Genomic DNA, 25,172 nt, shown 5'->3' on the forward strand with positions numbered 1-25,172 from the left:
CGTTGTCAGGGTCGTTCTTGCGATGGTCTTAGTCGAACCATCTAGGAGCGCCCTGATGTCTATCTGGGGCGTCGGCAGGCCAGATACTCCGAAAGACGCCCACTAGATCGTGGTGTCTAGAAATCCGAGCCGCGAACCGCTGAAATTGGTATTCAACTGCTGAAGCGCCTCGTTGATCTGGGCTTAAACATGCTCCTACCCTCCCCAAGTGGGCCGTGAAGCGGATGTGGTTTGGAATGAGATGGGCGGGTCGTTTCCGACCCGCCCATCTCGAACTGTACGAGTGGATCCCGGTGGGATCGCTGGCGGTTGGTACTACGGCTTGATTTTGTCCGCAACCTTTTCGAACATGAGGTTCAGGTTCGTTCCGATCAGGAAGACTGCGACCATGACGACGACGGCAATGCCGGCGACCATGATGCCGTACTCCACGGCGGTTGCTCCCTTTTCATCGCGGCGAAGCTTGTTGCCGACGGTCTGCATGGCAAAGTAGATGTTTGCGAGCATGGTGTTCATGTTGTTACTCCATTTTCTGCGTCAAGAAGGTGCGACATTTATCGCCCCCCAGCGAATCATTCTTGATGAGAAATTATGAAGGAATGAAGTGGTCCCCAAGTATCTAGACCCCATCCGATGCCTACTGCCTCTGGCAGCCCCCCAAGCGGTTCCCCAACCGTTGGCATCTAGCTTGGAGTCTAGGAGAGAATTTTTAGTCTGTAAAGGACACCGGGATCATGCTGCCGCCCGAACGACACACCATGGCGGAAACCTACGCCGGCGCGGACCTGGCAAGGATCACCAAGGAGGTCAACGACATCCAACGCGAACTCATCCGGTTGGCCGCCCTGAAGACCCGGCCACAAACCAGGATCGCCTGACCGGTTTCGCGAGCATTCCTCGTGAGGCACGCGGTGGTCATTTGGCGAGCATCTTGACATGAGGCACTACGGGGACTCGTGTGAATAGTTTTCTGAAACGTCTTTTAGCCGGATTCATTACTCGAGTGGTTTTGATGCGAAGCGGTTCATGGGTTCTGTAGAAGGCCTCCGGTTGTTCTGTAACCCGAGTGCGGCATTGCAGGTAACTGCAATCAAGCGCCGGTTCTCGAACCCGCGGCATGGCAAGGAAGCGAAGATCGGCGGCCCTGGCATTGGTGCGACAACAAACAATGACTTTCACTTTTTTCTCTGGTGGCTGACGATCAGCCGGCGCATAATGATTGGGGCAAGAAAACGTACACACACCAGAATCCGGAAGGGCGTGCGGTCATGGTTGGCTCTTGGCAAGCGCTGGTTATCGACTGTGAGAACCCAGACAGGTTGGCGAGTTTCTATGAGGAGCTGCTCGGCATGGTTCGAGTGGAAAACGATGATGACTGGGTGGGTATCGGAGACGCGCCGGATAGGCCCGCGATCGCCTTCCAGCGGGTGGACCCCTACATCGCACCTGAATGGCCAGGGCACGTGCATCCGCAACAAGCCCACATCGATGTCAGGGTCAAGGATCTTGACATCGCCGAAATTGAGGTGCTTTCAATGGGTGCAACGTCCATGAGCACAGGGTCCAAAAGCTACCGCGTATACCTTGACCCGCAGAAGCATCCGTTTTGCTTGGTGAGCTGGTGATCATAATTCATTGATATCGTGCAAATTCTTTCTCAAGCGAAGCCATCGAATGGCGTACCGAAGTCGCGTATTTGCTGAACCGGCTCCGCGTCGTTAATGCGCAGAGGACCTCTTCATGATCTGGCGGGACCTGTTGATTCACTGTTGTTTGGGTGACGCCCGGATTTTGACCAATGCCATGGTCTATCAGTGCCGAGGCTCGTGTGTTCGGAGTATCTGAGTTTCTCACGCGATTAGAAGTGCCTCTGGATCCACACCGGGGATTGCTACCGTGGCGAGATCCGAAATCTTTCAATCCTGAGCTTTCTCGAAAGCTTGGAGCAGAGCCGAAACATCGGCTGTCGATCTTGCTGCAACAAGCGGTGACTTTCGCTGGAACACCCGGGCCAGCCAGTTGAGTTCCTAGACTCCGTTGAAACTTTGGGTTCGGTTCACTTTCATGGCCTGATTTATGAGTTCAATATTCACGGTGTGCGGAGAGCATGCTCGTGTTGCTGGGCCACTGCGGACAGGCTGGTGCGTAATTCACCGAGAATCTCACTGGCGATCCGTGCCTGTTCAGTCGTCAGCAATATGTGTCTCGAGTGTTCACCTGTATTTTCGCGCCCACGCTGGTGCAAAGTGTTCTGGCTGCTGCCATCTTGGCGATGGTAAGGACCGTCGGCATGTCCGAGCTGACCTATCTGATCTCCGATCCAACGTCGGACACTCAGGCCATCTCGATCTTCCGGGCCATGACATCCTCCGGCGGCGGCGAGGCCCGGCAAATGGTCTCCAGCATGGGTGTGCTCTACACCGCGACGATGCTCGTCATCTTGGTGGTGGCGCTGCGGTTCGTGAACCCGACCCAGCTGGTGGCACGGATGACGGAGTCCCGCGACGACTGAGCGAAAGCCGTTGGTCGGGCGGATGCGGTGGTGCCTGCCCGACCAACGCTGTAGTGCCGTGGCGCCACGGCAGTTTGTCGACACATGGAGCGCCATCAGGTGCCGGAGAAGGGTTGGTGCACGCACCGTCCCGACCCCACGAGGCAACCCCTCGTCAAAATCCAAGCAGTGTGTGCAGTGTTTTTCCGGATTCTCTGCCAAGATGAATGGAACAAAGAATCGCGCAACTTGGACCTTGGGGAAGGTTTCCAATGTGCGAACGATCGGGGGAAGGGAATTATGGGCATGGGGGATGCCAAATCGGTGCATCGCAATGTCGCCATGTTCATCGACATGGAAAACCTTGTTGGCGGCAAAACAGTGGGGAGCACCTGGCTGCGGCTTGGTGAGCTGATGAGCGGAATCGAAAGCATTGTGCGGAAAACGGGTGTCGGCTCACTCATCGCCTTGGCCCGCGCCTATGCACATTGGGGAAGCCCTGTGATGGCCGGCTTCCAGCGAGAGATCCTTGAGCTGGGCATCGAGCCGGTTCAGATTTTTTCCTTTGACAAGCAGGTCAAGAACGCTGCCGACATCGAGTTGTGCGTGGATGTCCTTTCGGTTGCGCACGAGTCGCCGTGGATTGACGTGTTTGTGATTGCCACCGGGGATGGAGGGTTCATTCCCCTGGTTCGCAGGCTTCATGCCCTCAACAAATTCGTGATTGCAGTGTCTACCAATGATCCGGAATCCGGCATAGTCAATTCGCTCTTGAAGTCTGTTGCCGATGAATACCACCAAATTCCGATGTCAACGGTGGACGTGCCGGTTTCGGAGCAGCCGCCGAGAGCACCCGCATCACTGGCTGCCACAACCGTGAAGTCAGTTTCCGTGGCTGCCGCCACGACCGCCCAGAACAAGTCCAGCCCGCAACCCAAGGTCGCGGTCGTCCGAACGGGGCAGTTTCCGGACCGGAGCAAATTCTCGGCTATCGCTGAGTTCCGGCGCGCGATTTACAAGATCATCGAGCAGAGCCCTGAGCTTGTGCTCGACTACAAGGTCAACGCCGCAGAGTTGGGAAGCCGTTTGCGCAACGAGTACCCGCAACTCGGATACAAAGCTTGCGGGTCCAAGACCCTGACCGATTTCTTGTTTACATACTGTGCGCTGGGAACCATGAACGGTTCTGCACAGCCGCTCCCGGCGACAGCCAATATCACCGTGCCCAATCCCGAGAGTATGTTGGTAGCGTCCGACACCAAAACAACCCGGGCGCAAAAAATCGTTGTGGAGGCGGTTCGCAGGGAATTCATCGCTGGGTCGTTGGGGCACGAAGTCGAGGTGCGCGGTGCCGATGGATTGAATCTCAGCGTGGTAGGAATTCAATTGCGGACCGCCATCGAGGGGTTCACGCCGCTAAGTGCCGGCTTCTCGTTTCTTCACCAAGTCCTGGACCACGCACTGACTAGCTCAGACTACCGTGTCCGTTTCGAAGCCGGCAGCGCGGCCGTGGTGCATGCCTCCTACGCATAGAAGGCCATGGGCTGGGAAGCTCCAACCGCCCGCATGCCCTTCACGCTTCTTGCGCCGGAGATTTGCCAAGGATGTTTAAAAATTACCTCCGGGACCTATTCAAATTGCGAAAGAAATGCCATTATTGCTTTAGGGTCCGGTCTTGCGAATCAATAAACTTGGGGGAGTTTCAACATGGAAGAAACAGGCATTTGGCTGATTCAGGTCGACGTCGAAACCGTATATGGATTGGTTTATGACTTGGCGGAACAAGTCGTGCTTTGGGAAGATTCCGAGCCGTTTTGGCCGCCAGCAGATCGAACCAGTGCGGTGCCTCGAGTTGGTGACCGATTGCTTCTCTGGCAAATGGGGGCCGGCGACATAGCTGGTGCTGTCGCACTTGGAACCGTCGAAGAAATCGATCTGCGTTTTCACGAACGTGATTATCACCGGAAGTGTGATTCTCACCTGAACTTGGAGAAGGATACGCCCCGCCTTTCAGTTCGCATGCACTTCACTCACTGGTTCCGCGAGGACCGTGTGACGAGAGCGGAGTTGAAGGAGGATTCACGCTTCGGCGGATTTGTCATGTTCAAGCGCTTTGGTGCCGTAGGCAAGAACCCGTGGACTCTTACGCAGAACCATTGGGACGCAATCTTGGAGCGCATTCCGAAGTGGGCTGCCGTAGACCATCAGCAGAAGGTGTACACCGTTCGGGTGGAATGCGACTTCCAGATGGACGACATTGAAGATCCTCTCGAGTGTTTCCGTGGATTTTTGAAGGAAAGAAACTTCGACTGGTTCGGCTTGAGCGCCACTACGGAGCAAACTCCCGCACGTGAGAAAGACTCCTATTCCATACCGTCCGTGGAAATCACGGGCGTGGATGAGGCACATTTAGTCACCTGGACATCGACGGTGGTTGCCCGTTCGGCACAAGAAGCGGCACGCATTGGCCTAGCTAAATTGGCTCACGAAGCCGACGACTCGCCTATCGATGCTCTCGTCATCGGCACGAAGCGCTACCCCGTCAGGCTGTAGTTTCCGGAGGTCTTTGCCAAGATGATTTCCGGTATCTGGCCGAGTGCCCCACGAGCGATGTGCGTTTCTGGAGGACTCGGCCGAATCTGATATTGAAAGCTTGCCAAGCGCGACGGAGCGGGAATGCCGGGCCCATGGCGTATACGGGCACCGGGTTGTACGCTAACCACAGGGAATATTGGGCTTGGGGCCGTGGCATCACGGATGCGGCCATTCGCATTGGTGGGGAAAATGCAACACAAGAAATGGCTGGCTTGGGCGCTCGCCGTCATCGTCGTACTCGTGGGGGCTTCGATCGCCTTCAGCGTCGCCGCACGCACGCCCGCAGCAACGCAAACCGTTATCGACCCCGGTCCCGGCGTGTCCAATAGCGCGGCAGTGCCCACAAGTTCGGAAAGTCCAAGCGTGACGGTCTCCGGCGGTGAAAGCTCCGCGGCTTCCGCGACCGCCAAGGACCCGTCCTCGGAGCCACCTGCGACATCGACCAACAAACCTGCGGCATCAAACCCGCCGAGAACCTCGGCATCCGGCTCGGCGATCGAATCACCGAAGCTCGAAGTTCCGGCCAGTGCCAAGCCCAGTGCGACCACGTTGCCGAAATCCGTGAAAAAGGCCCCGGTGCTTTCCGGCACGGTGCCCAAGGAAGGGACGGCCAAGGGGAAACTCACCTCGGGATTCCCGACCAAGGCAATGCCGATCCCGGAAGGCGCCCACATCGTTGATTCTTCCGTCAGCACGCAGGGGCGAAAAATCCAGGTCGCGGTCAACTACCGCACCTCGCTGAGCGTCGAAGCGGTCCTGAAGTACTATGAGTCCCAAGCCGCCAAGCGGGGCTGGGTCGCCACCCGGGGCACGGCCGCAGACGGAGCCAAGAGCATCACCCTGGGCTTCGGGGACGACACCATGGTTGCCACCGTCCGCACCGCTCCCACGGGTGCCACCACGGTCGCCGCATTCGGTTCCTACGTGGTCGGGAAGTAGCCGACGTGAAACCCAAACGACAGTACCTCCTTGCTGCCGTGGTCTTGGTGGCCGTCCTGGTGGCAGCGGGCTTCGCGGTGAACTCTTTTCTGGGGTTCCAGGAACGAATCCAGGCCCCCGCGGTCGCGGTGCAGCAGAACCCGGAGGGCATCGCCGAGATCCCGCTGGAGGGTGCCGTGGTCTTCCGCGACACCCGAGCCACCGACGACTATGGCAAGGTCGCCTGGGCGCCGCTGGACAGCCCCAACGGGACGCGAACCGACACGGGGCTGTCCTGCGACCGGGTGTACCGCACCGGAGGGATGCTCTCGTGCCTCAGCGCCTTGCGCGGCATGAGCACCAGCTACGATTCGACCGTCTACAGCATCGGCGGACACCTGCTGGCCGAGAGAGCCCTGCCCGGGGAGCCCAGCCGCACCCGGGTCTCGCCCACCGGCATGGTCGGGGTGACCGCCTTCATCACCGGCGAATCCTATGACTTCGTCGGCTTCTCCACCGAGACCGTCATTGCCGTGCCCGGGGGAACCAACTACGGAAACCTCCAGGACTTCGACATCCTCGTTGGCGGGACCAAGCTCACCGCCGAGGACCGGAACGTCTGGGGCGTGACCTTTGCCAAGGACGCCCAGACCTTCTATGCGACGGCGGCCTCGGGCAAGCAGACCTGGTTGGTGCAGGGCTCGCTACGGGACAAGACCCTGACCGCGATCGGAGAGAACGCCGAATGCCCCTCGATCTCACCGGATGGCAAGCGCATTGCCTACAAGAAGCGCCGGGCGGATTCCGACCCGGCGCATTGGGACATCGCGGTGCTGGACATCGCCAAGAGGACCGAGACGCTCTACCCGCTCGAGTCGGGTTTTGACGACCAGCTTGAATGGCTGGATGCCGACACGCTGCTCTTTGGCCAGCCGCGGGAAGAGACGCCCGGGGATGCCGACATCTTTTCCCTGGATCTGGTTCCCGGAGCCACCCCGAAGGTGTTCATTGAACATGCGTGGTCGCCCTCCATCCAGCGCTGAGGAGCTGGAAGAAGGGCGACCACTTATCGGATGCCGCCGTAAGGGCCCCAAGCTCCTACGGCCGCGAGTAGATCAGGTCCACGAAGTAGTTGTTGCGCATCGTCGTGGTGGAGGCGGGCATGACGCCTCCCGAACCGTAGCGGTACCTGCCGTTGCTGGTGTTGGCCGTGACGGTCCCGTCGGTAAACGTCTTGGAGAAGAACAGCGCCGTGGTGGAAACATGCCCCCGGGGTGCCAGGTAGGAGACCGTGTAGGTTCCGGCGGGCAGGGCCAGCGGCGTGGCGAAGGTGGCGCTTTGCCATCCGCGGCTGCTTTCACCCGTGAATGTCACCGTGCCGAGCCGTTGCCCGTTGTTGCTCCAGATGCTCCCGGTGTGGGTACCGGTGTTGGTGAGCTCCTTGAAGAACCGCACCCCGCGGGCCGTGATCGGGACCGTGGTGCTGAACCGCAGCCCGACCTCAACCGACCGGGTGTCCAGCGAGTCCGAGAGCAACGGAAGCGTGGAACCAAACAGGTTCACCTGGGTCGCTGTCGGTGACGGAGAAGGTGTCGGAGTCGGAGTCGGAGTCGGCGTCGGAGTTGGAGTCGGTGTCACAGTCTGCGTTGGGGTTGGAGTCGGAGTTGGGGTAGGCGTCGGTGTCGGAGTGGGAGTCACCGTCGGCGTCGGGGTCGGAGTTGGGCTTGGAACTGCGGCCCCGACCTCGCTGAACACCAGGTCCACGAAGTAGTTCGTGTCCCCGAAGGTGTTGGATGGGACGACATTTCCCACGCCATAGCCGTACAGCCCGTTGGTGCCTTCGGTGGTGAGTGGTCCAACCGTGCGTGGCTGGGCAAACGCCCCGGAGGTATAGGCATAGCCGCCATTGGGGGCAAAGTAGGAGATGTAGAAGGCCTGGGATGCCTCGATGCGCACCGGGCTGCTGAATTGCACGGTCTGCCATCCGGAACTTGTCTCGTTGGTGAAGGTCGCCGAGGCCAGTCGCGTCCCGTTCTCGTTCCACACCGAACCGGTGTGGGTGCCGGTGTTCTGCGGGCCCTTGAAGAAACGTATGGCACTGACGTCGATGGCCTTGGATGCGCGCAGCTTCAGCCCCAGCTCGACCGATCCGCCGTCATGCGGATCGAGTTCCGCGGGGTACAGCGAACCGAGGAAGGTGGTGGCAGCGCCGTTGGCCTGGGCCGTGCTGAACGACCAGGTGGCATCCGGCATGGTTGCGCCGTTTGCCGCGGCCACGTTGCGCAGCACGACCGTATACGTCGTCCCGGCAGCCAGCGGCTGCGTGGGTGTGAACGTGAGGGTCTTGCCGGCATTGGACGTCGTCACTGCACCGGCCACGTTGCCTGCCGAGCTGCTCAGCGTGTAGACGTAGCCGGAGGCAGGGGCCTGGCTGAGCGAGCTGATCACCGCGGTTGCGGGATCGACGTCTGCGGCACCGGGCATCGGGGATCGCGAGAGCAGCGTGATGTTCTGGGCCGCATCCTGGGTGTACACGACATCCACCAAGTAATCGGTGGTGGTCGACACGTCCGGGTAACCGGAGGAATAGGCATAGGCGCCGGCCGCGGGATTGGTTCGCAGCGGGCCGAAGCTCTTGGCCTCCTGAAGCCCGGCCGGGGTTGCCGAGTAGGTTCCGGTGGACGTGTAGGCCACCATGTATTCGGTGTTGGCAGCCACCGAGACGGGGGTGGAGAATTGCGCTACCTGCCATCCGGAGGCGCTGTCCTCGGCGAACTGCACGCTGGCCAGCAGCGAGCCGTTGAGCGAGAAGAGCTTGCCGGTGTGCGGGCCGTTGTTGCCCGCGGCCTTGTAGTACTTCACCCCGGTGATTTTCCCGGCCTCGGTCGGGAAGAAGCGCATGCCCAGGGTCAATGTTTGCGCATCGTTGATCAGGCCCGTGCTGGGAGTGACCGAATCCTGGTAGAGGCTGCATGGGCAGTCCCCGGCCACCGCATCGGCCTTGACGCTGGTGAAGGTCCAGCTGGACCCTCCGGTGACCGGATTGCCGCCGGCGTCCTGTGCCGAGATCGTCGCGGTGTAGGTGGTGCCGTTGGCCAGGGCAGCCGAGGGTGTGAAGGTGGCCCGCCGCGTGGCGGCTACGTAGCTGGTGGAGCCCGGGACCGCGGTTCCCGCGGCGTTCTTCAACGTGATGGCCACGGAGCCGGAGGTGACGGCCTTGGACAAGGTCGCGGCGATCGGGGTGCCGAGGGCCACGCTCTTGGCGGTGTCGGTCGGGGTCTGGTCGTAGGCGCGCAACGCCGTGGTGTCCTGGGACTCGAAGAGGGCGTCCACGTAGTAGTTGCCCTGCTGGTAGCTGCTGGTGGGCATCGATCCGTTGGTGTCATAGACACCGGCCGGGTTGGCCCCGAATCCGCCGGCCACGCGCAGCGGGTCGGCGTTGATGCCCGTGTAGGCCCACGCGTAGTTCTCGGCCGCGTAGTGGCCGGCCGCGGTGGAGTACGAAACGATGTACTCGGTGCCCGCGTTGGCCTCGACCGGCGAGGAGAACTTGGCCGTTTGCCAGCCGGTGGCCGTCTCACCGGTGAACGTGACCGTGGCGAGCTTTTGGCCGGAGAGCGACCAGAGGGTTCCGGTGTGGGTGCCCGTGTTGGCTGAGCTCTTGTAGAAACGGACGCCGGTGACAAAACCGTCCGCGGACGGTGTGAAACGCAGGCCCAGTTCGAGTGCCGCCCCGTCCCCGGCATCCGGGGTCTTGGGCAGGGTCTCGCCAAAGACGCTGTAGGGGCCGGTGACATTCAACGGCACGACCGTGGCGGTTTGCGGGTAGTTGGCGCTGTCGTCAATGCCGCGCACGAGCAACTGCTCGTCCTTGATGCCTTGCTGGACATAGCTGAACGTCCAGTTGGTGGTGCCCTGGGCCAGGTGCCAATGGGCCCCGCCGTCGGTGGAGAACTCCACGCCGGCAACGACCCCGCCGCCTGCATCCGCGGCCGTACCGGTCACCGTGTACTTCTTTCCGTTGACCGGGGACGCGGGCGGACCCGAAGTGATGTTCACCGACGGGGCGGTGGTGTCGGTGGACTTCGCGGCCGCGGCCAAGGTGCCCATCAATGTGGTGGGCTGGGCTCCCATGTCGGCCAGCAGGTTGACCTGGGCCTGTTGCATGATCGGGTCGGCCGGTGCGCCGTCCCCGTCGTGGGTCTGGTCCAGGCCCCAGGTCCATTGGATGGATCCTGCGGAGAAGACCAGGGCGCCGCTGGCCGCCTTGTACAGGCTCAGGTGGTGTGTTGTGGTCCCGGCCTCGACCACGCTGCCGAAGTCCTGCAGGTATTGCGGCACGTCCCCGGTCGTGGTGGATAGGAAGATCTGTCCGGCCGGCCTGAATCCGTTGTCCGGGGACTCATCCGATTCATAGCCCACTGTGTGCGGGGCCAATACCCGTTTGGTGCCGGAGGCCAGGGACGTTAGGGCGGTGTTTCGCCAGAGACGCGATTTGCCTTCCTGGCTGTTGACCGTCACGGCCAGGTCGCTGAAGTTCACGTAGTACATGGTTCCGGTCAAAGCGTTCTCGGGAACGCCGGCGCCGTTGGCCGGGGAAGCGAAGCGCGGATCGCGGAACGTTCCGGTCCATTCGGCGCTCGGGTCGATCTTGGCGTTGGACCAGGTCTCCTTGTAGCTGACCAAGGTGCGGTAGGCGGTGCCATCGGTGGCCGAGGCCTCATAACGGGTGCGCCAGTAGGCTTCGTTGCCCGAGAGGAATTGCAGGTTCACGCCGGCGTCGCGTGCTTTTTGGAAATTCTCCCACTGCTTGCCGGACCAATACTCGTCATGGCCCACGGAGAGTGCGACCTTGTGGTTGGTCAGCAGGTTGCCGCGGCGGTCGGTGTCGACCCCGCTGAAGTAGCTCACGTCGTAACCGTTACGCTCCAGGAAACGCACCATGGGGTACTCGTTGCCGAAGTAGAAGTCTCGCTCCTGGACGCCGTCCCGCGTGGTGACCGGGCGGTTGTAGCTGATCTTGTAGGCGCGACCGTTCGCCGCGCCCTGGTAGAAGTCGGAGCCGCCGTAGGTGTTGTATGCCTGCCAGGTCGGGTCCGAAGTCTGGAACAGGATGTCCGAGTGGCTCGAGTCGTCACGGACAATGAAGGTGATGTGGCTTGAACCATCCACATCGGCCCGGTGGAGCTTGGCCACATAGACACCGGAAACGGCGTCGGCCGGAACATTCCAACCGGCCGAAACCGCCCAGTTGCCGCAGTCCACCAGTTCGGTGGCCACGTCGTTGCGGCAGGCTGGCTGGTTCTGCGGTAGCGAGGCGCTCGGGGTCACCGAAGCGATCTTGCGTGCGCCCAGACCCTGGTACCAGCCGGTGCGATAGATATCGATGGTGTAGGCGCTGGCGTTGGTGTCGATCTTGAAATTTATGCGCGAGCCCACATTGACGCTGATGTCGGTCGAGAATCCCTGGATGTTGGCATCCCCGGCACCATCGATGTCCCAGATTGCCGGATCGGTTCCCGGCTTCGAATTCTCGCAGACAATCTTGTTGGCCCCGGGCGCGCAGGGATCTGCCGCCACCGTGCTGGGAGCCGTGAGAGTGACTGCGACCATGGCCAGTGCACTGGCCAGGGCGAGGTATCGTCGTGATTTTCGGGCTTGGGGCGGTGTACTGCCCTGTGGATGGTTCGGAGCCGCAAAGATGCGACGGATGGGCCGAAAAAATCCAATTGACGATGCCATCTTCTTTACCCCAAGAATTATGCGCATGCGGTCTTGCCGCATTACGTCCCCAGTCTCACGTATCTGGCTTGAGTGTAGGAGTTTGCCGATTAAGCTAACAAGCGTAATTCATACTCGGATTCGATCCTGCCCCTGCGTGTTTGAGAGAATAAGAGCATGGAACCCCTTGGTAGCAGCTCGGCCCCGGCACAGGGCAAAAAAATCACCATCAATGCCTCAACCCTCTCGTTGGCCGTCATGGTCACGATCTTCCTGGTGGCAGTCGTCTTTGCGGCCAACCAGAACGATGTCATTGGCTGGATCGTCGTGGTGATCTCGCTCGGTTGGCTGTTGCTGTCGGCATTCCTGGTCTTCGGGCTCAAGCGCGGCGCGGCCAAGATGACCAGCCAGCTCAAGGCCGCCACCGCGGCCGCGGCGGCACGCAACCAGCCGAGCCCCTCCGCCGGCGCCGTGGTCATGGACGAGGCCACCCGGAACCGCGACCTGAAGCTTGACCATTCCTTCAAGATCATCCAGGTGCAGGTCGGTGTCGTGAACGAGTACCGTCCCCAGTCCGGCGAGGACGCCAAGGGCATGGTTGATCGCGCCCTGGAAACCATCGAAATCACGGCCTCCAACGCCCGCGACATGATGAAGCCCTCCGGCCGCGGGGAGCCCATGACCGGCGAGGTCATCGACTAGCTTTTCCCTGGCGCCCGCGGCAGGGCGACACCCCCGGCGGTGCCGGGGCGATCCCTTGAACAAATATCGATAAGGTGGATGGCGTGATACCTACCTCAGAAGAGATCCTGGCCAAGTCCGAGAACGCGCTGCGCGTCGCTTCGGTGAACGTCAACGGCATCCGTGCCGCCTACAAGCGCAACATGGCCGACTGGATCGACGCCCGCGACACCGACATCCTCTGCCTGCAGGAGGTGCGCGCGCCGGATGCGATCGTGCGCGAGCTGGTCGGCGAGGGCTGGCACATCCTGCACGCCGAGGCCAAGGACAAGGGCCGCGCCGGGGTCGCGGTGCTTTCGCGCGCCGAGCCGACCGCCGTGCGCGGGCACATCGGCGAGGAATACTTCGCCGAATCCGGGCGCTGGGTGGAAGCGGACTTCACCATGGCGGACGGCAGCACGCTGTGCGTGGTCTCCGCCTACGTGCATTCCGGCGAGCTGAACACCCAGAAGCAGGAAGACAAATACCGTTTCCTTCAGCGCATGAATGTGCGCCTGGTCGAGCTGAAAAGCGAAAAGGACCATGTGCTGGTGGTGGGCGACTTGAACGTCGTGCACACCGAGAAGGACATCAAGAACTGGAAGCCTAACCACAACAAGCGCGCCGGTGTCATGGACGAGGAGATCGCCTACTTCGACGGCTTCTTTGGCGCCGAGATCGGCTACAAGGACGTGGCCCGGGAGCTGGCCGGCCCCGACGCACAGGGCCCCTACACCTGGTGGTCCTTCCGCGGGCAGGCATTCGACAACGACGCCGGGTGGCGCATCGACTACCACATGGCCACCCCGGACCTCACGGCGAAGGCCGTCAAGTCCCACGTGGACCGCGCCTCGGCCTACGATTTGCGCTTCTCCGACCACGCACCGCTGGTCGTCGACTACCAGTTCTAAAGGACTCCTTCATTCCATGAGCGAAGCACTCGCCACTTCCACCCGTCCGCGCGTCCTGTCGGGCATGCAGCCCTCGGCCGATTCCCTGCACCTGGGCAACTACCTCGGCGCGCTGGTCAACTGGGTCAAGGCCCAGGACGACTACGAGGCGTTCTTCTTCATCCCGGACATGCACGCCATCACGGTGCCGCAGGACCCGGCCGAGCTGCGCAAACGCACCCGCGTCACCGCCGCGCAGTACATCGCCGGGGGCATCGACCTGGCGAAGTCAACGCTCTTCGTCCAGTCCCAGGTTCCCGAGCATGCGCAGCTGGCCTGGGTGTTCAACTGCATCACCGGCTTCGGCGAGGCCAGCCGGATGACCCAGTTCAAGGACAAGAGCTCCAAGGGCGGCGCGGATGTTTCCTCGGTCGGCCTGTTCACCTACCCCGTGCTGATGGCCGCGGACATCCTGCTCTACCAGCCGCAGGGCGTCCCGGTCGGTGACGACCAGCGCCAGCACGTGGAGCTGGCCCGCGACCTGGCCACCCGCTTCAACCACCGCTTCGGCGAGACCTTCGTGGTGCCGGAGGCCTTCATCCAGAAGGAGGGGGCGCGGATCTACGACCTGCAGAACCCGACCTCCAAGATGTCCAAGTCGGCTTCCAGCCCCAACGGCCTGATCAACGTCCTGGACGAGCCCAAACTGGTGGCCAAGCGGATCAAGTCCGCCGTCACCGATGCCGACACCGTCATCGCCCACGACCGCGCCAACAAGCCGGGGGTGACCAACCTGCTGGAGATCCTCTCGGCCGTCTCCGGGACCCCGATCCCGGCCCTGGTCAACGAGTTCGAGGGCAAGATGTACGGCCACCTGAAGGTGGCGGTGGCCGACGCCGTGGTCGAGGCGCTGACCCCGGTGCGCACCCGGACCCTTGAGCTGCTCGAGGACCCGGCGGAACTGGATTCGATCCTGGCCGCCGGTGCCTACAAGGCCCGCGAGGTCGCCTCGAAGACCCTGGCCGATGTCTACGAGCGCGTCGGCTTCATGGCCCCCGTGGGCGGGATCCGCTAGCAATGGCTGCCGAAGCGGGGGAGAGGGCCGAAAGTGGCGTCGCGCAAGCGACGGCACTGGGGGTCGTCATCCAGGTCCCTTCCCCGCTTGAGGCCTCGCTGCGCGGATGGCGCCGGCGCTACGGCGGGGAAGCGGCCGCGGCCGTGGCCCCGCACATCACCCTGGTCTCCGGCTCCACCACCAACTGGAAAACCGCCGTGGAACACGTGCGCACGGTCGCCGCCCGGTGCCCCGCCTTCAAGGTTTCCCTGCGCGGCACCGGCACCTTCCGGCCCATCTCCCCGGTCGTGTTCCTGAACGTGCTCGAGGGGGCCGAGGCCTGCGGGCAACTGCACGACGCACTGGTCGCCGGTCCGCTGCTGCACGAGCTGAGCTACGGCTACCACCCGCACCTGACCATCGCGCACGAGGTCGACGACGACGCCATGGACCTGGCCCAGGAAGAACTCAAGGGCGAGTCCATGGAATTCATGGTTCACAGCATCGGCCTATTTGGCGTTGACGACACCGGGGCTTGGTCGCTGCGCGAGGAGCTGGGACTTGGCGGGCCGACGGGCTGAGATCGGTCGCGTGCCGGCCTGGGACGCCACCGACGACGTCGAGCCTGCCGACCCCGGACCCGCCGGCTACGATCCCGTGGCCGAGGAACGCGGAACCCGCGCGCCCGGAGTGGTGGCCCGCCGCTTTGTCGGCGCACCCGTCAATGCCCCGCCCTCGCCGCTGGATCCGCGCGCGCTGCGTGCCCATATCCGGCTGAAGGCCCAGGAACTCTACGTGGCGCGTGCCACCGGCACGCCCTGGCTGCGCTTCAAGGCCTTCTGCATCCTGCTCACCGCCATGTTCTACAGCAACTACCCCATGCGGGTGTGGAACCTGTATGTGCGGCGCCGCGGCCCGCTGCTGGCCGCCGGCGGCGCCTACCGGATGTTCTTCTCCATCGCCGCGATGCTCGTGGCCGGTTTCACCCTGCTGAGCCTGTTTGCCTCCGACAACCCGGTGCTGCGCGACGGGGTGATCGACATGGTCGCCGCCACCACCCCGGGGCTTATCGACACCGGGCACGGGGGACTGGCCACGCCGGACCAGCTGTTGGGTTTCCACAGCTACGGACTGACCCTGGCCATCTCCTTGGTAGCACTGGTCTTCACCGCGCTGGGCTGGCTGGCCGGGCTGCGCGAGGGCATCCGCACGATCCTGGGCCTGAAGCGGGACCGGTCCAACCCGGTGCTCTCCAAGCTGCGCGACGCGCTGCTGCTGGTCGTGCTGGCCATAGCCCTGGTCGCCTCCAGCGCCTTGGCCATTGCCTCATCCTCCATGATCGAGACCGTGGCCGGGGTGCTGAACCTCAATGGCTGGTGGACCAATGCGCTGACCCGGGTGGGCTTTGTCGTGGCCATGTTCGCCCTGGACTGCGCCACGGCCTGGGTGCTGCTGCGCGTGGCCTCGCGGGCCAAGATCATTGACGGGGGATTGCGGGCCGGCGTGCTGCTGGCAGGGGCCGGAGCGACGATCCTGCGCTTCCTCTCGGCCATGCTGTTGGCCTCGCTGACCAACAACGCGCTGCTGGCGCCCTTCGCGGTGATCCTGGGACTGTTCCTCTGGTTCAACCTCCTCAGCAACGTGTACCTGCTGGCGGCGTCCATCGTCGCGGTGCGCTCCGCGGACATCCAGCGGATGCTGGCCAGAACCGCCTGACGCGCGACGCTCCACCACCTGGGCCGAAAGGCGCCCGCGTTCCCTGCGGACCGCGTGGATGGCTTCCTCGGCCAGCCCAACCAAGCCCATCCCGTGCTTCCTTGATCCTTGGCCCCATCCCCAACCCTCTTGGAAGCGGGCCACCGGAAGCTGCCAGGCCGCAAAGAGGCCCTTAAAGCACTGTGGTCCGGCTTCCCCGAAGGGAAACCGGACCACAACAGGTCTAGCTGGAAACTAGATGGAGCGGGCCAGGATGGCCTGCTTGACCTCGGCGATGGCCTTGGTCACTTGGATGCCACGCGGGCATGCTTCGGTGCAGTTGAAGGTGGTGCGGCAGCGCCACACGCCTTCCTTGTCGTTCAGGACCTCGAGGCGCATGTCCCCTGCATCGTCGCGCGAGTCGAAGATGAAGCGGTGTGCGTTCACGATGGCCGCCGGGCCGAAGTACTGGCCATCGGTCCAGAAGACCGGGCAGGAAGAGGTGCACGCGGCGCAGAGGATGCACTTGGTGGTGTCCTCGAACTTGGCGTGGTCCTCTGCCGACTGGTAGCGCTCCGCAGCGGGCTCGTGGCCCTTGTTGATGAGGAACGGCATGATCTCGCGGTAGGACTGGAAGAACGGTTCCATGTCGACGATGAGGTCCTTTTCAAGGGGCAGGCCCTTGATGGCTTCAACGGTGATCGGCTTGGAGTGGTCCAGGTCCTTGAGCAGGGTCTTGCAGGCCAGGCGGTTGCGGCCGTTGATGCGCATGGCATCGGAGCCGCACACGCCGTGGGCGCAGGAACGGCGGAAGGAAAGCGAACCGTCGTGGTCCCACTTGACCTTGTGCAGGGCGTCCAGCACGCGGTCGGTGCCGTACATGGTCAACTCAAAGTCTTCCCAGTAGGCGTCCGCGGTGGTCTCCGGCAGGTACCGGCGAACGCGCAAGGTGATGTTGAACTGCGGAATTTCTCCGCCGCCGCCAACACCTGGCTTCAGCTCAATCTTCGATGCTGGTTCCGGAAGTTCCGTGCTCATTAGTACTTACGCTCCATCGGCTGGTAACGGGTGAAGATAACGGGCTTGGTTTCCATGCGGATGCCGGGAATGCCCTCGGTGGTGGCCGTTGCATCGCGGTACGACATCGAGTGCTTCATGAAGTTCTCGTCGTCGCGGTTCGGGAAGTCCTCGCGGTAGTGACCGCCGCGGGATTCCTTGCGGTGCATGGCGGCTGCGGTCATGACCTCGGCCATGTCCAGCAGGAAGCCAAGCTCGATGGCCTCAAGCAGATCAAGGTTGAAACGCTTGCCCTTGTCCTGGACCGATACGTTCTTGTAGCGCTCGCGCAGTTCCTCGATGACCTCGAGTGCCCGGTTCAGCGAGTCCTTGTCACGGAACACCTGGACGTTGGCGTCCATGATGTCCTGCAGTTCCTTGCGCAGCACTGCGACGCGCTCGGTTCCGGTGGAGTTGATCATGGCATCGATCTGGTCCGTGGTGAACTTCTCCGGATCCTCGGGAAGCTCGACGAACTCGGCGCCCAGGGCGTACTTGGCTGCGGAGATGCCGGCGCGCTTGCCGAACACGTTGATGTCCAGCAGCGAGTTGGTGCCCAGGCGGTTGGAGCCGTGCACCGAGACGCAGGCAACCTCGCCGGCGGCAAAGAGGCCCGGAATCACGGTGTCGTTGTCCTGGAGGACCTCGGCGTCGATGTTGGTCGGGATGCCGCCCATGACGTAGTGCGCGGTCGGGAAGACCGGCACCGGATCGGTGTACGGCTCCACACCCAGGTAGGTGCGGGCGAACTCGGTGATGTCCGGGAGCTTGGCGTCGATGTGCGCCGGCTCCAGGTGCGTCAGGTCGAGCAGCACGTAGTCCTTGTTCGGGCCGCAGCCGCGGCCCTCGCGCACCTCGTTGGCCATCGACCGGGCGACGATGTCACGCGGTGCGAGGTCCTTGATGGTCGGGGCGTAGCGCTCCATGAAGCGCTCGCCCTCGGAGTTGCGCAGGATGGCGCCTTCGCCGCGGGCGGCTTCGGAGAGCAGGATGCCCAGGCCGGCCAGGCCGGTCGGGTGGAACTGCACGAATTCCATGTCCTCCAGCGGGATGCCCTTGCGGAACGCGATGCCCATGCCGTCACCGGTCAGGGTGTGGGCGTTGGAGGTGGTCTTGAAGACCTTGCCGGCGCCGCCGGTTGCGAAGATCACGGACTTGGCCTGGAAGACGTGGAGTTCGCCGGTGGCCAGGTCGTAGGAAACCACGCCTGCAACGCGCTTCTGCTTGTAGGCGGTGCCGTCCTCGCGGAAGGCATCCTCCTCAACCATGAGCATGTCCAGGACGTAGTACTCGTTGTAGAACTCGACGTTGTGCTTGACGCAGTTTTGGTACAGCGTCTGCAGGATCATGTGGCCGGTGCGGTCCGCTGCATAGCAGGCGCGGCGCACGGCGGCCTTGCCGTGGTCGCGGGTGTGGCCGCCGAAGCGACGCTGGTCGATCTTGCCCTCGGGCGTGCGGTTGAACGGCAGGCCCATCTTTTCCAGGTCGAGCACGGCGTCGATGGCCTCCTTGGCCATGACCTCCGCCGCATCCTGGTCAACGAGGTAGTCCCCGCCCTTGACCGTGTCAAAGGTGTGCCATTCCCAGTTGTCTTCTTCTACGTTGGCCAGTGCTGCACACATGCCACCCTGCGCTGCACCGGTGTGCGAACGGGTCGGGTAAAGCTTGGTGAGAACGGCCGTACGTGCGCGCTGGCCGGATTCGATGGCCGCGCGCATGCCTGCGCCGCCAGCTCCGACGATCACGACGTCGTACTTGTGTACCTGCATACCTGATGCTCTCTTTTCTTGAATTCTCTACTTCGGTGAACGGGAACCGAAGATTACTGGCAGACCGAAAGGGTGCTGCCGGGGATGCACGGATCGAAGGTGAAGATCACCAGGGTGCCCAGGACGACAATGACGATGGTCGCGACGTAGAGGATGCCCTTGAGCCACACGCGGGTGGCGGGCTTCTCGGCGTAGTCGTTGATGATGGTGCGCACGCCGTTGGTGCCGTGCAGCATGGCAAGCCAGAGCATTGCCAGGTCCCAGAACATCCAGACCGGGTCGGCCCACTTGCCGGCGACGAAGCCGAAGTCGATGCCCGTGATGCCTTCGCCGAGCATCAGGTTGGCGAAGAGGTGCCCGAAGATCAGCACGATCAGCGCGACGCCGGACAGGCGCATGAAGAGCCATGCGATCATTTCAAAGCTGCCGCGGGACTTGCGCGCGCGGACATACTTCGGGTCGAGCCGTTGGCTGCGGGGTGCAGCGATATCTGCCGACATGGGTTAGTGACCTCCAAAGGCGATAGACAGGTGGCGAATCGAGAATGCCACCATGGTGATGACCCACAGTGCCAAAACGCCCCAAAGCATCTGGCGGTGGTACTTGGTTCCCGACTTCCAGAAGTCCACCAGGATCAGGCGCAGGCCATTGAATGCGTGGAAGACGATGGCGGCGACCAGAGCGGTTTCGCCCAGTGCCATCAGCGGGTTCTTGTAGGTGGACATGACCGCGTCATAGGCGCCGGGGGAAACCCGGACCAGCGACGTGTCGAGCACGTGGACCAAAAGGAATAAGAAAATAACGACACCTGTTACGCGATGCCCTACCCAAGACCACATGCCTTCATGGCCGCGGTAGAGGGTGCCTGACGAAGCCTTCGACACTGAATTAACCTCCATGACTCACAAGGGCGCATGTGTATCTTCCACACAATAAATTGACGCCTTAGTGCGAGCGTTCCTTGCCCGATCTTAGACCACCTTGGACGGGCGTGCCCATTCTTTCCGTGTGCCGTGTGAGTAGGCTCACCGGATGAAAGGGTGGATCGGCTAAACATCCGGGAAATGCGCGAAATACAATAGGTTCCAATGCCCTATTTCATAATCGGCCAACACCGCAATCTTCGGGTTCATCAACTAGCCTTAGTCGGATGAACGCTGAACTCTTGGCACGATTCCACGGGGTCATCCCCGCCGGTGGTGTCGGCACCCGACTCTGGCCGCTCTCGCGTGCCGCGGCCCCGAAATTCCTCCACGACCTGACCGGCTCCGGATCGACCCTGATTCGCGCCACCTATGAGCGGCTCATCCCGCTGGCCGGTGAGAACATCATGGTGGTCACCGGGCGCGCCCACCGCGCGGCGGTGCTGGCCCAACTCCCGGAAATCAGCGACCTGAACCTGGTCCTGGAACCGGACCCGAAGGATTCGGCGGCCGCCATCGGCCTGGCCGCCGCCATCCTCTACTTGCGCAATCCCGAGACCATCATGGGTTCCTTCGCCGCCGACCAGGTCATCGTCCCGGTCGAGGTCTTCCAGGAATCGGTCCGCGAGGCCATCCACACGGCTGCCACCGGCAAGATCGTCACCATCGGCATCCGACCCACCACGCCCTCCACCGGCTTCGGGTACATCCGGGCCGGGGAAAAGCTCCAGGTCTCCGGAGCACCCACGGCGCGCGACGTAGTCGAGTTCGTGGAGAAGCCGAACGAGGACACGGCCCGCCGCTACCTGGCCGACGGCGGCTACCTCTGGAACGCCGGCATGTTCGTCGCGCCGGTGGCCCTGATGCTCAAGCACCTGCAGCGCAGCGAACCGGTGCTCTACGCGGGCCTGATGGAGATCGCCCAGGCCTGGGAAACCGGGGACCGGGTGGATACCATCAACCGCATCTGGCCGACCCTTCCCAAGACCGCCATCGACTACGCCGTGGCCGAGCCTGCCGCGGCCGCCGGCGACGTGGCAGTGATCCCCGGCGTCTTCAACTGGGACGACGTGGGGGACTTCGCAGCCATTGGTCGGCTGAACCCCGCCAGTGAAAAGACCGGCGTCACCGTGGTGGGTAGCAACCCGCGCGTGTACTCGGACAACGCCACCGGCGTGGTGGTCACCGACTCCAAGCGCGTGATCGCCCTGATCGGAATCCACGACGTGGTTGTTGTCGACACCCCCGACGCGCTGCTGGTCACCACCAAGGAGCATGCGCAGTCGGTAAAGGCCACCGTGGAAAAGCTCAAGGAAGAGGGCGTCGTGGACGTCCTGTAGTTCTTGCCCCGGCAGCCGCCGGGACTTCGATGCCCCGCCCACAGGGACACGCCGGGAACCGAACGCGAAAGCGAAGCGGTTTCCGGCAGGTCCCGGCGGGGCATTTTTGTGCCCGAAATTCCCCGGAATGCCGGGTGTTGCCACGATGCCCAACGATGATCACCGGCTGTGGGGAATCTCACCCGCAGGTGTATGGTAGACGCGCCCGGGCGGCTGCACGCGCACAAGTCATTGCTAGGCTCTCGAATCATGAGTGCCGTCAAGTATTCAGATGACCCGGCTATACCCATAAACAACACGGAAAGTGCAATCCCGCCCGACGCGGGGCCCAACCGCATCAACAAGGTCGTGTTCTTCGGTTCCGCCGCCGCGATCCTGGCCTTCACCCTCTGGGCGATGCTTGACCAGGCCGGCGCCCACGCCGTGATCACCGCGGTGGTCGGCTGGGTCGGGGCGACCTTCGGCTGGTGGTATTCGATGGTCGTGGTGATGGTCCTGGTATTCGTCATCTCCATCGCGGTCTCCAAGGTCGGCAAGACCCGGCTGGGCCCGGACCACTCCCGCCCCACGTTCAACCTCTTCACCTGGACGGCCATGCTGTTCGCCGCCGGGATCGGCATAGACCTGATGTTCTTCTCGGTCTCCGAACCCGTCGCCCAGTTCCTGGCGCCGCCCACCGGCGAGGGCTCCAGCGTGGAAGCCGCCCGGCAGGCACTGGCCTGGACCCTGTTCCACTACGGCATCCTCGGCTGGGGGCTCTACGCCCTGATCGGCCTGGCCCTGGGCTACTTCGCCTACCGCCACAACCTGCCGCTGTCGATCCGCTCGGCGCTCTATCCGATCCTGGGCAAGCGCATCCACGGCCCATTGGGCCACGGCGTGGACATCGCCGCGGTGCTCGGCACCATCTTCGGCATCGCCACCTCGCTGGGCATCGGGGTGGCCCAACTGAACTTCGGCCTGAACTTCATGTTCGGCATCCCCGAGGGCACCTCGGTGCAGATCGCCCTGATCGTCATCGCCGTGGTCATGGCCACCGTCTCGGTGCTCACCGGCGTGGAAAAGGGCATCCGCCGGCTCTCGGAACTCAACGTGATCCTGTGCGTCGCCCTGATGCTCTTCGTGCTCTTCGCCGGCAAGACCCGCTTCCTGCTTGACGGGATCATCCTGAACATCGGGGACACGCTCTCGCGCTTCCCAGGCATGGCCCTGGACACCATGGCCTACGACCGCCCCGACGCATGGCTCAACGGCTGGACCCTGTTCTTCTGGGCCTGGTGGATCGCCTGGGCGCCGTTCGTCGGCCTCTTCCTGGCCCGCATCTCCCGCGGCCGCACCATCCGCCAGTTCGTCACCGGAGTGCTGGTGGTCCCGTTCGCGTTCATCCTGCTGTGGATCTCCATCTTCGGCAACAGCGCCCTGGACCTGGTGATGAACGGCAACGATGCGTTCGGGGACGTCGCCATGAACCAGCCCGAGCGTGCCTTCTACTCGCTGCTCGAGCAATACCCGGCGGTCCCGCTGGTCGCGGCCGTCGCCACCTTCACCGGGCTGCTCTTCTACGTCACCAGCGCCGACTCCGGCGCCCTGGTCATGGCCAACTTCACCTCGCACCTCAAGGACGCCGAATCCGACGGCCCCAAGTGGGTGCGTGTCTTCTGGTCGGTGGCCACCGGCCTGCTGACCCTGGCGATGCTGCTGGTCGGCGGGGTGCCCACGCTGCAGAACGCCACGGTGATCATGGGCCTGCCATTCTCGGTGGTGCTGGTCTTCATCATGCTGGGGCTCTACAAGGCGCTGCGCGTCGAGCGCGCGCTGGCCGGAAGCTACAAGAACACCCTGCACACCGTGCTGGGTTCGCGCACCGGATCGACCGGGATCGACCACCGGCGCGGCTGGCGCCAACGCCTGGCCCGCACCCTGGCCTACCCCGGCCAGCGTGCGGCCCAGCGCTTCATGGAGGAGATCGTGACCCCGGCACTGGAGGAAGTGAACAACGAGTTCGCCAGCTCCGGGGTCGTCGGGGAACTGCACGTCGCCCCGGTGGGCCAGTTGGGCATCAAGTCCGTGGACCTGGTGGTCCCGCACGGGACCGAGCGTCCCTTCAAGTACCAGGTGTATCCGGTCGCGCTCAACGTGCCCTCCTATGCACGGGACTCCTCCACGGGGGAGAAGTACTACCGCATGGAGGTCTTCTCCCAGGAGGGCTCCCACGGGTACGACCTCATGGGCTGCACCCGCGAGCAGATCATTTCCGACGTGCTGGACCAGTACGAGGTGCACATGTCCTTCCTGCGTGCGCAGGCCAACACCGACGGTCTGAGCCAGATCGCCGAGACCACGCTGCCCAAGACCGACTGGGACAGCGACTTCGACACCGGGATGATTCCCATGATCAAGACCGGGCCCGTTGCGGGCGCGGAGAAGGAAGAGGAAAACGCATGAGCCAGGCCATCAACGATCCAACAGCGGGCGCCAACGGGTTCGGCCCGGGCACCACCATCTACATCAACGGGGCCTGGGCCCCGGCCGCGGACGGCGGCACCCGGGAGATCACCTGCCCGGGCACCGGCGAGCACGTCGCCACGGTCTCCGAGGGAACCGGCGCCGACTCCGAACGCGCCATCGCCGCGGCCCGGGCCTCCTTCGACTCCGGGGTGTGGACCTCGGTCCCGGCCCCCCAGCGCGGGGACTTCCTGCTGAGGGTCGCCGCCCGGCTGCTGGAGCGCCAGGAGGAATTCGCCCGCGCCGAGGCCCTGGACACCGGCAAGCGCATGTACGAGGCACGCCTAGACATCCAGGACATCGCCGCGAGCTTCAGCTACTTCGGCAAGCTCTCCGGCCAGGAACCGGGCCGGGTCGTCGACGCCGGGGACGCCAACGTGGTCTCGCGGATCGTCTACGAACCGGTCGGCGTGGTCTCCATGATCACCCCGTGGAACTACCCGCTGCTGCAGGCCGCCTGGAAGATCGCCCCGGCCCTGGCCGCCGGTTGCTCCTTCATCCTCAAGCCCGCCGAGCTGACCCCCTCCACGGCCATCTTGATGATGGACGTCCTGCAGGAACTGGGCCTGCCCGACGGGGTGGCGAACCTGGTCACCGGCGCCGGGTCCGCGGTCGGCCCGGCCCTGTCCGCGCACCGCGACGTGGACATGGTCTCCTTCACCGGGGGACTGGCCACCGGGCGGGTCATCGCCGCCGCGGCGGCCGGCACCGTGAAAAAGGTCGCCCTGGAACTGGGCGGCAAGAACCCCAACGTGATCTTCGCCGACGCCGACTTCGACGCCGCGGTGGACAATGCCCTGAACGGCGCCTTCGTGCACTCCGGGCAGGTCTGTTCCGCCGGTGCCCGGCTGGTGGTGGAGGAATCCATCGCCGAGGCCTTCGTCGACGAACTGGTCCGCCGCGCCCGGCTGATCCGCCTGGGCGGACCGTTTGACCAGAACGCGGAGACCGGTCCGCTGATCTCCGCCGAGCACCTGGCCAAGGTCGACGCCTACGTGCAGGCCGGCATCGCCGAGGGCGCACGCCTGCGCTGCGGCGGCCGGAAGGCCACCAACCAGGACGGCAAGGACCTGGAATCCGGGCACTTCTACCTGCCCACGATCCTGGATCGGGTCGCCGGGAGCATGTCGGTGGCCCGGGAGGAGGCCTTCGGCCCGACGCTGACGGTGGAAACCTTCCGCACCGAGGCCCAGGCCGTGGCCATCGGCAACGACACCGACTACGGGCTGGCCGGGGCCGTATGGACCCGGGACGCCGGGCGCGCCCAGCGCGTGGCCGGGGCGCTGCGCCACGGCACCGTGTGGATCAACGACTTCCACCCCTACCTGCCGCAGGCCGAATGGGGCGGCTTCGGCCAATCCGGGGTGGGCCGCGAGCTGGGTCCTACGGGCCTGGCCGAGTACCAGGAAGCCAAGCACATCTACCAGAACCTCGACCCGCAGGTCACCGGCTGGTTCGAGGACCAGGCACAGGCACAGGACAAGGACAGCTAGGG

General features: G+C 63.5%; 22 protein-coding genes. 15 read left to right on the forward strand and 7 right to left on the reverse strand.

Translation table 11 applies throughout. From position 1 onward, the window contains the following. Positions 1-315: 315 nt before the first annotated feature. Positions 316-516 carry a Flp family type IVb pilin gene (locus FPY90_RS18385; protein ID WP_498682647.1) on the reverse strand — a complete coding sequence of 67 codons (201 nt, stop codon included), beginning with the start codon at positions 514-516 and terminating at the stop codon, positions 316-318. A gap of 218 nt (positions 517-734) precedes the next feature. Here FPY90_RS18385 and FPY90_RS18390 point away from each other — a divergent pair, with 218 nt between their 5' ends. The 5 genes from FPY90_RS18390 (at position 735) to FPY90_RS18410 (ending at position 5,044) form a co-directional block, all read left to right on the forward strand. Next, positions 735-878 carry a hypothetical protein gene (locus tag FPY90_RS18390; RefSeq protein ID WP_498682649.1) on the forward strand — a complete coding sequence of 48 codons (144 nt, stop codon included), beginning with the start codon at positions 735-737 and terminating at the stop codon, positions 876-878. Between the two features lie 312 nt (positions 879-1,190). Continuing rightward, positions 1,191-1,625 (forward strand): VOC family protein, encoded by a 435-nt coding sequence (locus FPY90_RS18395; protein ID WP_498682650.1) that lies wholly within the window; start codon positions 1,191-1,193, stop codon positions 1,623-1,625. Between the two features lie 665 nt (positions 1,626-2,290). After that, positions 2,291-2,512 (forward strand): hypothetical protein, encoded by a 222-nt coding sequence (locus tag FPY90_RS18400; RefSeq protein ID WP_498682652.1) that lies wholly within the window; start codon positions 2,291-2,293, stop codon positions 2,510-2,512. A gap of 168 nt (positions 2,513-2,680) precedes the next feature. After that, on the forward strand, positions 2,681-4,024 hold the full coding sequence (locus tag FPY90_RS18405; protein ID WP_498682653.1) for an NYN domain-containing protein: 1,344 nt from the start codon (positions 2,681-2,683) through the stop codon (positions 4,022-4,024). A gap of 174 nt (positions 4,025-4,198) precedes the next feature. After that, positions 4,199-5,044 (forward strand): hypothetical protein, encoded by an 846-nt coding sequence (locus FPY90_RS18410; protein ID WP_498682654.1) that lies wholly within the window; start codon positions 4,199-4,201, stop codon positions 5,042-5,044. Here the strand turns inward: FPY90_RS18410 and FPY90_RS18415 are convergent. Then, positions 5,026-5,676 (reverse strand): hypothetical protein, encoded by a 651-nt coding sequence (locus FPY90_RS18415; protein ID WP_498682655.1) that lies wholly within the window; start codon positions 5,674-5,676, stop codon positions 5,026-5,028. The two genes, FPY90_RS18410 and FPY90_RS18415, sit on opposite strands and share 19 nt — an antisense overlap. On the opposite strand from FPY90_RS18415, the gene FPY90_RS18420 reads away from it, so the two are divergent. Further along, positions 5,648-6,025: a hypothetical protein gene (locus tag FPY90_RS18420; protein WP_498682656.1), complete on the forward strand. Its 378-nt coding sequence runs from the start codon at positions 5,648-5,650 to the stop codon at positions 6,023-6,025. The two genes, FPY90_RS18415 and FPY90_RS18420, sit on opposite strands and share 29 nt — an antisense overlap. Positions 6,026-6,030: 5 nt before the next feature. After that, on the forward strand, positions 6,031-7,047 hold the full coding sequence (locus FPY90_RS18425) for a TolB-like translocation protein (RefSeq protein WP_498682658.1): 1,017 nt from the start codon (positions 6,031-6,033) through the stop codon (positions 7,045-7,047). Between the two features lie 55 nt (positions 7,048-7,102). On the opposite strand, the gene FPY90_RS18430 is transcribed toward FPY90_RS18425, so the two are convergent. Next, positions 7,103-11,617, reverse strand: a complete 4,515-nt coding sequence (locus tag FPY90_RS18430; protein WP_498682660.1) for a DUF4082 domain-containing protein — start codon at positions 11,615-11,617, stop codon at positions 7,103-7,105. 285 nt (positions 11,618-11,902) lie between these two features. Here FPY90_RS18430 and FPY90_RS18435 point away from each other — a divergent pair, with 285 nt between their 5' ends. The 5 genes from FPY90_RS18435 (at position 11,903) to FPY90_RS18455 (ending at position 16,105) form a co-directional block, all read left to right on the forward strand. Beyond that, complete coding sequence (locus FPY90_RS18435) at positions 11,903-12,427, forward strand: hypothetical protein (protein WP_071215910.1); 525 nt, start codon at positions 11,903-11,905, stop codon at positions 12,425-12,427. An 83-nt stretch (positions 12,428-12,510) separates the two neighbouring features. Beyond that, on the forward strand, positions 12,511-13,356 hold the full coding sequence (locus tag FPY90_RS18440) for an exodeoxyribonuclease III (protein ID WP_175475513.1): 846 nt from the start codon (positions 12,511-12,513) through the stop codon (positions 13,354-13,356). Between the two features lie 16 nt (positions 13,357-13,372). Next, the gene (gene trpS / locus FPY90_RS18445; protein WP_498682661.1) at positions 13,373-14,410 is read left to right on the forward strand and encodes a tryptophan--tRNA ligase; all 1,038 of its coding nucleotides are present in this window, start codon (positions 13,373-13,375) and stop codon (positions 14,408-14,410) included. A gap of 2 nt (positions 14,411-14,412) precedes the next feature. Beyond that, complete coding sequence (locus tag FPY90_RS18450) at positions 14,413-14,970, forward strand: 2'-5' RNA ligase family protein (RefSeq protein ID WP_498682663.1); 558 nt, start codon at positions 14,413-14,415, stop codon at positions 14,968-14,970. 10 nt (positions 14,971-14,980) lie between these two features. Next, positions 14,981-16,105: a YihY/virulence factor BrkB family protein gene (locus FPY90_RS18455; protein WP_498682665.1), complete on the forward strand. Its 1,125-nt coding sequence runs from the start codon at positions 14,981-14,983 to the stop codon at positions 16,103-16,105. A gap of 234 nt (positions 16,106-16,339) precedes the next feature. Here FPY90_RS18455 and FPY90_RS18460 read toward each other — a convergent pair whose 3' ends face one another. The 4 genes from FPY90_RS18460 to sdhC are packed head-to-tail and all read right to left on the reverse strand — an operon-like array spanning position 16,340 to position 19,748. Beyond that, positions 16,340-17,122: a succinate dehydrogenase iron-sulfur subunit gene (locus tag FPY90_RS18460; RefSeq protein WP_071215908.1), complete on the reverse strand. Its 783-nt coding sequence runs from the start codon at positions 17,120-17,122 to the stop codon at positions 16,340-16,342. Continuing rightward, complete coding sequence (gene sdhA, locus FPY90_RS18465; protein WP_071215907.1) at positions 17,122-18,909, reverse strand: succinate dehydrogenase flavoprotein subunit; 1,788 nt, start codon at positions 18,907-18,909, stop codon at positions 17,122-17,124. The genes FPY90_RS18460 and sdhA overlap by 1 nt, the downstream gene beginning before the upstream one ends. A 53-nt stretch (positions 18,910-18,962) precedes the next feature. Next, positions 18,963-19,409 carry a succinate dehydrogenase hydrophobic membrane anchor subunit gene (locus FPY90_RS18470; protein WP_071215906.1) on the reverse strand — a complete coding sequence of 149 codons (447 nt, stop codon included), beginning with the start codon at positions 19,407-19,409 and terminating at the stop codon, positions 18,963-18,965. Between the two features lie 3 nt (positions 19,410-19,412). Then, a complete protein-coding gene (sdhC, locus tag FPY90_RS18475; protein ID WP_071215905.1) occupies positions 19,413-19,748 on the reverse strand; it encodes a succinate dehydrogenase, cytochrome b556 subunit in 336 nt (111 codons plus the stop codon). Between the two features lie 311 nt (positions 19,749-20,059). Between sdhC and FPY90_RS18480 the strand changes: the two genes are divergently transcribed. The 3 genes from FPY90_RS18480 to FPY90_RS18490 all read left to right on the forward strand — a co-directional run bounded on the left by FPY90_RS18480 (position 20,060) and on the right by FPY90_RS18490 (position 25,170). Further along, on the forward strand, positions 20,060-21,172 hold the full coding sequence (locus FPY90_RS18480; protein ID WP_498682667.1) for a mannose-1-phosphate guanylyltransferase: 1,113 nt from the start codon (positions 20,060-20,062) through the stop codon (positions 21,170-21,172). Between the two features lie 249 nt (positions 21,173-21,421). Then, the gene (gene betT, locus FPY90_RS18485; protein WP_498682669.1) at positions 21,422-23,617 is read left to right on the forward strand and encodes a choline BCCT transporter BetT; all 2,196 of its coding nucleotides are present in this window, start codon (positions 21,422-21,424) and stop codon (positions 23,615-23,617) included. Continuing rightward, positions 23,614-25,170 (forward strand): aldehyde dehydrogenase family protein, encoded by a 1,557-nt coding sequence (locus FPY90_RS18490; protein ID WP_498682670.1) that lies wholly within the window; start codon positions 23,614-23,616, stop codon positions 25,168-25,170. The genes betT and FPY90_RS18490 overlap by 4 nt, the downstream gene beginning before the upstream one ends. The last annotated feature ends 2 nt before the right edge of the window (positions 25,171-25,172 follow it).

The organism is Arthrobacter sp. C2, from assembly GCA_024207135.1.
Classification (GTDB): domain Bacteria; phylum Actinomycetota; class Actinomycetes; order Actinomycetales; family Micrococcaceae; genus Paeniglutamicibacter.

Bases quoted from the DNA above. Each gene is read 5' to 3' on its own strand.
- FPY90_RS18490 (WP_498682670.1), top strand. From the start codon at position 23,614: ATGAGCCAGGCCATCAACGATCCAACAGCGGGCGCCAACGGGTTCGGC.
- FPY90_RS18400 (WP_498682652.1), top strand. From the start codon at position 2,291: ATGTCCGAGCTGACCTATCTGATCTCCGATCCAACGTCGGACACTCAG.
- betT (WP_498682669.1), top strand. From the start codon at position 21,422: ATGAGTGCCGTCAAGTATTCAGATGACCCGGCTATACCCATAAACAAC.
- FPY90_RS18470 (WP_071215906.1), bottom strand. From the start codon at position 19,409: ATGTCGGCAGATATCGCTGCACCCCGCAGCCAACGGCTCGACCCGAAG.
- sdhC (WP_071215905.1), bottom strand. From the start codon at position 19,748: ATGTGGTCTTGGGTAGGGCATCGCGTAACAGGTGTCGTTATTTTCTTA.
- FPY90_RS18430 (WP_498682660.1), bottom strand. From the start codon at position 11,617: ATGGTCGCAGTCACTCTCACGGCTCCCAGCACGGTGGCGGCAGATCCC.
- FPY90_RS18410 (WP_498682654.1), top strand. From the start codon at position 4,199: ATGGAAGAAACAGGCATTTGGCTGATTCAGGTCGACGTCGAAACCGTA.
- trpS (WP_498682661.1), top strand. From the start codon at position 13,373: ATGAGCGAAGCACTCGCCACTTCCACCCGTCCGCGCGTCCTGTCGGGC.
- FPY90_RS18480 (WP_498682667.1), top strand. From the start codon at position 20,060: ATGAACGCTGAACTCTTGGCACGATTCCACGGGGTCATCCCCGCCGGT.
- FPY90_RS18390 (WP_498682649.1), top strand. From the start codon at position 735: ATGCTGCCGCCCGAACGACACACCATGGCGGAAACCTACGCCGGCGCG.
- FPY90_RS18450 (WP_498682663.1), top strand. From the start codon at position 14,413: ATGGCTGCCGAAGCGGGGGAGAGGGCCGAAAGTGGCGTCGCGCAAGCG.
- FPY90_RS18460 (WP_071215908.1), bottom strand. From the start codon at position 17,122: ATGAGCACGGAACTTCCGGAACCAGCATCGAAGATTGAGCTGAAGCCA.
- FPY90_RS18385 (WP_498682647.1), bottom strand. From the start codon at position 516: ATGAACACCATGCTCGCAAACATCTACTTTGCCATGCAGACCGTCGGC.
- FPY90_RS18435 (WP_071215910.1), top strand. From the start codon at position 11,903: ATGGAACCCCTTGGTAGCAGCTCGGCCCCGGCACAGGGCAAAAAAATC.
- sdhA (WP_071215907.1), bottom strand. From the start codon at position 18,909: ATGCAGGTACACAAGTACGACGTCGTGATCGTCGGAGCTGGCGGCGCA.